The sequence below is a fragment of the Streptococcus danieliae genome, from assembly GCF_013415245.1.
Lineage (GTDB): Bacteria > Bacillota > Bacilli > Lactobacillales > Streptococcaceae > Streptococcus > Streptococcus danieliae_A.
In genome coordinates this window covers 1-7679 of record NZ_JACBXX010000163.1, presented here as the reverse complement: position 1 = coordinate 7679, position 7679 = coordinate 1, and the positions used below count along the sequence as shown (strand labels likewise).

Here is a 7679-nt window from a genome sequence, read left to right as displayed (position 1 = left end):
TATGACCTTAAAATCCATTGTGAATAGAGAATGGACAAGGTCCTTTCTAGATACGTAGTGGTTTTATATTGTTGTATTTCAAAACTAAGCATCCATTATTTTTCAACTTTTGATTTTAAATGAGTATGAAACTCTCCACAAAACTCTCACAAGATCAAAGAGGCTGGGATTACTCCCAGCCTCTTTGGCGATTTCGAAGTTCGATTAGACTTGATTGCGTCTTAGTCTTAGTCTTCTTCTTTTTTCTTTACAAGGGCCGCACCAGCTAGAAGACTAGCTGCTCCTACTAGAGCTAGGGCTGCTCCTGATTCAGTTCCAGTTTCTGGAAGAGTCTTCACTTCTGGACTTGCAACTGCCGGTACTGGACAATCTGCTGCTGGAACAACTGGGCACTCTTCAACTGGTTTCATTGTTCCACGTTTAATCACGCGCTTCACAGCTGGAATTTCTTCCTCAGTGACAACTTCTGTCACTTCACCAGTCTCTTCGTTCAGAGTGTAAGTTTTCTTAACGATCCGTTTTCCTTCACGTCCTTCTTCCACAACAACGATTGTACCTTCTAGCATGGTTGGATCTTCGATACATTCTTCCTCAAACGGAATCTTCGTTTCGATGATCACTGCCTTAACACCAACACGGATAATTTGATCCTGTGCTTCTTCAAGAACAGAGCCATTTGGATGACGAACACCTTCTTTACCAGCTTGGTCTTCTACTTTCTGACCAGCTTCTAGCTGATCATCAGCTTTATAGATAACCTTGAAGGCAATTGGGCTTACTTGACCAACTCCACGACGGATAATCTTCACAACTGGATCCACAACGACTACAGATGGAGTATCAGCTGTCACTTCACCGTTTTGAATGTTCAAGGTGTAAGTTGTTGTCGTTGTTTTCGTTCCGGCAACACCTTCTTGAACCAATACTTCTGGATCAGTTGGGAGCATCTTCGGATCTTCTTCATAACGAACTTCAAAGGCTAGGTTTTCAACCTCAACTTTTGGTTTCACACCGACACGAACCTGACGGGCTACTGCAGCTGTTGTGATTTCTGATGTCTCTGGTTGAGCTACTGCTTGGCCAGACTGTTCATCTAGAACATAAGTCTTCGTATAAGTCCGAACGCCCAAGCTTCCTTCAACATCAACAACTTGTTCACCAGCAACAAGGCTGTCATCTGCTGTATAGATAACAGAGAAGTCAACCGCTTCCTGACGGTAATCAGGGGCTGTTCCAACCTGAATCAATTCAACAACTGGAATACGAGTTACTTCTGCTGTTTCTGGTTGAGCAGCTACCTGACCAGTCGCTTCATCCATAACATAGCGAGTTGTGTAAGTCCGAACGCCTGGAACTCCTTCAACCAAGATTGTCTGGCTATTCGACTTCTTAGTCACATCCGCAACATAGCGAGTCTTGAAGGCTACTTCTTCCTGACGATAGCTTGGCGCTGTTCCAACCTGGATCAATTCATTCACTGGCTTCACAGTCACTTCTGATGTTTCTGGCTGCGCAGTTACTTGGCCTGTCTTATCGTTCATAACGTAAGTGGTTGTGTAAGTCCGAACGCCTGGAACTCCTGCAACAAGAACGGTCTTGGTTTCAGCTGGTTTTGTTGCATCCGCAACATAGTCTGTCGCATAAGCCACAGCTTCTGTCCGGCTTGTTGGACGGACACCAACTTGAATCAGCTCATTTACCGCTTCTTTGGTAATAGTTCCATTTGGATGACGAACCCCTGTTTCTCCAACAACAATCACACGCACTTCACCGACACGAAGAGTTTCAGAAGCCACGTAGTTTGTCTTGAAGGCCAGTGTTTCGTTTTGACCGGTACCACGACGGATGAGGCGGTGAACAGCTGGAATCACAGCTTCTGTGGTTTCAGCTGTTACTTGGCCTGTTTGATAGTTCAAGGTATAAGTTGTTGTCTTCACAGATTTTCCAACCACACCTTCAACAAGAACAACTTCTGGATCCGTTGCAAGCATACTTGCATCATCTTGGTAAGTTGTATTGAAGGCCAATTTTGTTTCAACCACTACTGGACGAACACCGACTTGAACAACTTCTGTTACAGGAACTCGAAGGAGACTTCCATTTGGATGACGAAGTCCTGGTTTACCAGCAACTGCTACTGCCTGTTCACCCGCTGCAAGGCTGCTAGAAGCGATGTAAATCCGGTCTGCTGGAACAGCTTCATCTTGACCTGTTCCGCGTTTCATGACACGATCAACAGCTGCTACTGTTTCAACAACTGGAGTTTGAGCCGTTACAAGACCTGTCATTTCATCCAGTTTATAGCTAGTTGTTGTAACACGACGACCCAATTTTCCTTCTTGAACAAGAACAGGAGCATCTTCCTTACGCATCATTGAATCATCTTCATAACGAGTTTGGAAGGCCAATTCTTCTGTTACAACAAGTGGCTGCACACCAACTTGATAAACTTCAGCAATTGCTTCTTTCAATACGCTACCATTTGGATGAAGGACACCCGCTTGACCTGTAGTCACAAGAAGTTTATCTCCAGCTGGGAGATGGCTACTTGCTAAGTAAATAGTTTTGAATGGAATTGAAGACTCAGCACCAACCCCACGTTTGATGATACGGTTATTGGCTAAGGTTTCACGAACCTCAGGCGTCTGAGCCGTTACCTCACCAGTTGCATTGTTCAAGCTGTAACGAGTAATGGTCACACGTTGACCAACCAATCCTTCACGGACAAGAAGCTCTGGATCCTTAGCTGACATGGATGGATCTTCTTGATAGATTGTTTCAAATGCTAAGGTTTCAATCACTTCAACTGGTTTAACACCAACTTGATAAACTTCGTTCACTGCTTCTTTTGTAACAGATCCATTTGGATGACGGAGACCCGTTTGACCCTTAGTCACAAGCACACGTTCACCTGCTGGTAATTCCAATGCTGATAGATAGACAGTCTGGAATGGAAGGCTGGCCTCTGTTCCCGTACCACGACGGATTACTTGATCAATTGCATCTGTTGTAACAACTACTGGTACTTGAGGACTTACTTGACCAGTCTTGACATCAAGACTATAGTTTGTTGTTGATACACGTTTACCTTCGCGTCCAGTAACAACTGTTACCTCTGGATCTGTCGCCAACATGGTTGCGTCATCTTGATAAACAACCTTGAAGGCTAGAGTTTCTGTTTCAACTTTTGGTTTTGTTCCAATTTGAACAACTTCTTGAATAGCAGGCTCTAATACTGAACCATTAGGATGACGGAGACCTTTAATCCCTTTAATCAGGACTCGATTCTCTCCAACAGGTAACTCAACATTACTAATATAAGTTGTCTCATAAGCTATCTCTGTCGGCAAACCAACTCCTCGCTTAACAACTTTTTGAACAGCAGGCTTCACTTGCTCTGTTACTTCATCCGGTGAAACTTCTCCAGTAGCAGGATCCATACTATAAGTGGTCGTAGTTACCTTTTCTCCATCTTGACCTTCAACAACAACTACCTCCGGATCTATCGCAAGCATTGTTGCATCTTCTTCATAAACAGTTTCAAATGGAATTGCTGAGGATTCTACTTTGGGTTTAGTCCCTCGAGATTCAACTCGATTACGAACCTCTTGAACCGTCTCCACTACTGGCGCATTAGAAGTCACTTCTCCAGTAGACTGATTTAAAGTATAAGTAGTCGTTGTCCGCTCAAGTCCAACAACTCCTGTCCTCACGACAGACATAAAACCAACTTCTTCCGTATCGCGAGCCTCAAAAACAATACCGAATGGAATCTTTCGTTCCTCTACTTTAGGCTTCGTTCCAACTTCTATTTTTTTATTAACCGGTGGTACAGAATTCAAATGACTAGATGACTCTACAATTTTTTCATCCTTGATAACTTCATTCCCATCTGCTACAACTTTCGTAACAACTATTCTATTAGCAGTAGGCATTCCTTTATATTTATAATCAATTGTAATAGGAGCATCTGAAGTAGGGAGATAGGTATCCTTAACTTTTCCATTAGCAATAGTCAATGCTTGTTTTTGACCATTAACAACAAGATTGGCCTCAGTAATCTCTAGATCATTTGATACATCTTCAATTGAGATTTCTAACGGTTTGTAGATTGTATGAACAACTTGCTCTGTTTTAAGAGTGGAAGCTAACAGCCCTTCGCGATCATCAAATTTTGATTCAAAACCAGCATTTTCAAATGATTTTTGTGCAAATTGAAGGGTTCGATGCGTACGGTTATCAGCAGCCTGAACATTTCTAATAGAAATCGTTCGTGAAGCAACATTCTTCAACAACTCTTTTAAAGTAGGGTTATTGTTTAATGCTTGGTCGTTTAATGTGTATAAATCTGTTTCAAGTCGCAAATCTGCTCCAGCAATCTCCTCTGGAGTTAGACCATAACGTTCTGGAATCTGGTCAGCAGTTATATCGTCAATTCTAGTTAAGTCTTTAATCGCAGGATCTGTTCCTTTAATAGAAAGACTTGCGCTAGGATTGTGGAAACTTTCTGGCAGTCTTCCAGCTTGAATCCATAACAATTTATCACCTGGCTGTAGATTATCCCATAAAGGAGCTAATTCTTTCACTCCATTGTAAAGATAAAGTTTATTATTATCTTCAACTAGAACAATAACTACTTGAGGAACTCTCCGTGTTTCTACACTTAGCTCACTCTTAGCAGGCACTTGAATTTGCGCATCTCCAGATTTCTCTTCAAACACAACACTTTCTTTGCCAGGAGTTCCCTCTTGCAATACACGTTGAACTCCTACTTCTAAGTCCTTGTTTTCGATATATTCTACATCAAAAGCAATTTCCCTATCATCAGGTTTCGAGCCTCGTTTGATAATTTTTGAAGTTGCAGGAGTTACCTCCTCCTTAACATCTTCTGTTAATTGACCTGTAACTACATTCAATGTGTAGGTTCTTGTTAGCTTCTTACTACCATCAATACCTTCACGAACTACAATTTCAGGGTCACCAACTTTCATCATTGGATCTTCTTGGTAGGTCGTTTCAAATGGAATTACGGAAGTTTCTACCTTAGGCTTTGTTCCAATTTGATAAACTTCTGCCACAGGTTCTTTGGATACACTACCGTCTGGTTGACGAACTCCTTCTTGTCCTTGAGTTAAAAGAACACGCTCTCCTGCTTCCAACTCTTCATTCGCTTGATACTGAGTTTCAAATGGAATCGTCGATTCACTACCAACTCCGCGCTTAACAACACGTGAAACCGGATCTGTAATCTTCTCAGTTGGCTGATTCGATGTTACAGTCCCTGTCTTTTCATCGAGACTATAAGTAGTCGTAACAACTTTTTGACCTTCTTTCCCTTCCGTCACAACAACTTCAGGATCACCAGCCTTCATAGCTGGATCATCTTGATAAACAGTTTCAAATGGAATTGCGGAAGTTTCTACCTTAGGCTTCGTTCCTACTTGATAAACTTCTGCTACAGGTTCCTTGGATACGCTACCATCTGGTTGACGAACTCCTTCCTGTCCTTTAGATACAAGAACTCGTTCTCCTGCTTCCAACTCTTCATTCGCTTGATAGCGAGTTTCAAATGGAATCGTCGATTCACTACCAACTCCGCGCTTAACAACACGTGAAACTGGATCTGTGATTTTCTCAGTTGGCTGATTCGGTGTTACAGTTCCTGTCTTTTCATCGAGACTATAGGTAGTCGTAACAACTTTTTGACCTTCTTTTCCTTCCGTCACAACAACTTCAGGATCAGTAGCCTTCATAGCTGGATCATCTTGATAAACAGTTTCAAATGGAATTGCGGAAGTTTCTACCTTAGGCTTCGTTCCTACTTTAATTTGCTTCGATACTGGTTGACGAACAACAACTGGTTCGCCTCTAGTCTCAACTGTCTCTCCTTGGGCATTCTTCGAACTCGTTATAGTAACCGTCTGTTCTCCGTTAACACCCTCACGGACTACAAGATCTTTTCCAACTTCTTGACTCTCATCCGCTTGATATTCAGTTGCAAATGGTATCTCTTCTGTAATCGTTTGATTCCTATTTTTGTATACTTTAAAGGCTTTTCCATCTAACCCAACATTACCACTAATCAAATTTCGAATCGGATCCTTACGTTCAGATGGATCAACTACTTTATTATAAGTTGGAGAAAGAGCAGTCGCAAAATCAATTGCAAAATAACCCCAAAAATCATCACGATTTGGCCAAGGACTTACCTTAGATGTAAACTCCAATGTGTTTTCTTGACCAATATTGGCCTTTACAGACGGAGAATAATATTTCGTCGTATCATCTCGCTTAGAGGGAACCCCAGTAATCGTTTGACCATTAAACAATACCGTCTTAGGCATCTCATAGGTTGCAGTTCCAGCAATACTAATCCCAACAGGAGCAGAAGTAGCTCGCCCACTTACTCGAGTTGGAAGGTATTTAGCAACCCAGCGAACAAGGTATTTACCGTCAGGTTCAGGTCCATTTTCAGATACATAGCCATCAAAAGAAATGAGTCGAGCTCCAACATCTGCATTATCTGCTGTTTTGTATTGCTTCTGATTTGCTAATTGAAAAATTCTTACCTCGCCTTCCCGGGCTCCAGTTGCTCTTAAAGAAGAACGGAGACGGCTAGCTTGCTCGACTTTTTCTGACTTCTTATCCAAGTCTTGAACAGCAGCTCTATTATTGAAATCTGGAGCTGTCACATCAGAAATTGTCTCTCCCTTTACGATAGGATGAGAAGTCGTTTCCTGCTTCGCTTCAAATACACTATCAAAATTTGCCGTAAATACTGGAGCATTTGCTTGCTCCATCGCTTTATTTTCGGATTCTACTATAGCTAGAGCTGGTGTTTCTGTTCCCTGAACTTTCAACTCAGAGGCTTCTGAGGTTAATTGATTAAGTTCTGTTAACTTCAATTCCGTAACAGAACTTTCTCCCATCTCCGACTTCACATCTGTAACTTCAGAAACTGCTTCTACTGTAACAGTTTCTTTAACAGGATTCGACTCTAAAACAGCTGGCCCTACGTAGGTTTCATTCACTGATTCTTCTACCAGGTTCACTTCTGTAGATGACTCTAAAGAAACATTAGCTGTACTTTCCTTAGCCTCAACTTGTTCATCAGCAGATACACTTGCAGTAGCACCATTCGCAAATACAGTTGCAAGTAATATAGAAGCAGCACCTAGCTTATATTTCCGAATCGAAAATCTTTGTCTAGCATCTCCTCTATCCAATTCCTGTCTCCTTTAGTTCTATTTTTAATAATTTCTATATGCATTATACGTACAGAAATCTCACCCTATTATAACACATAGACTACTCTATATCCATGAATTACTTAATTCATTATAGAATCTTTACATTTCCCATCAAAAATTTTAAAATGAAGTTAGCCACCCATCCTATCTGCTAGATAAGTACTACAACTCATTCTGATGAGTTGTCTGATTTCATTTGATAATAGGTTTGGAGCTGTTAGGCTAATTGGCCAAGGCTAATGATAGCCTTGGTTTAGCCCTCAAAACAGCTTCAAAAGTCCCTGTTGTCAAATGAAATCATTTTGTAAGTTATAAGAAAACACCTCCGTGCTATACTTGTTGTTCACCACAAACAAAAGGAAGGGCACAGAGATGCAAAACAATTATACAACAAAAGGAAAACATTTGACAATTAATGATCGTCGCTAC

General features: G+C 41.5%; 1 protein-coding gene. It reads right to left on the bottom strand.

Annotated features, from left to right (window positions below):
* Nucleotides 1–227: 227 nt before the first annotated feature.
* A complete protein-coding gene (locus HZY94_RS08040) occupies nt 228–7226 on the bottom strand; it encodes a G5 domain-containing protein (RefSeq protein ID WP_179925733.1) in 6999 nt (2332 codons plus the stop codon).
* Between the last annotated feature and the right edge of the window lie 453 nt (nt 7227–7679).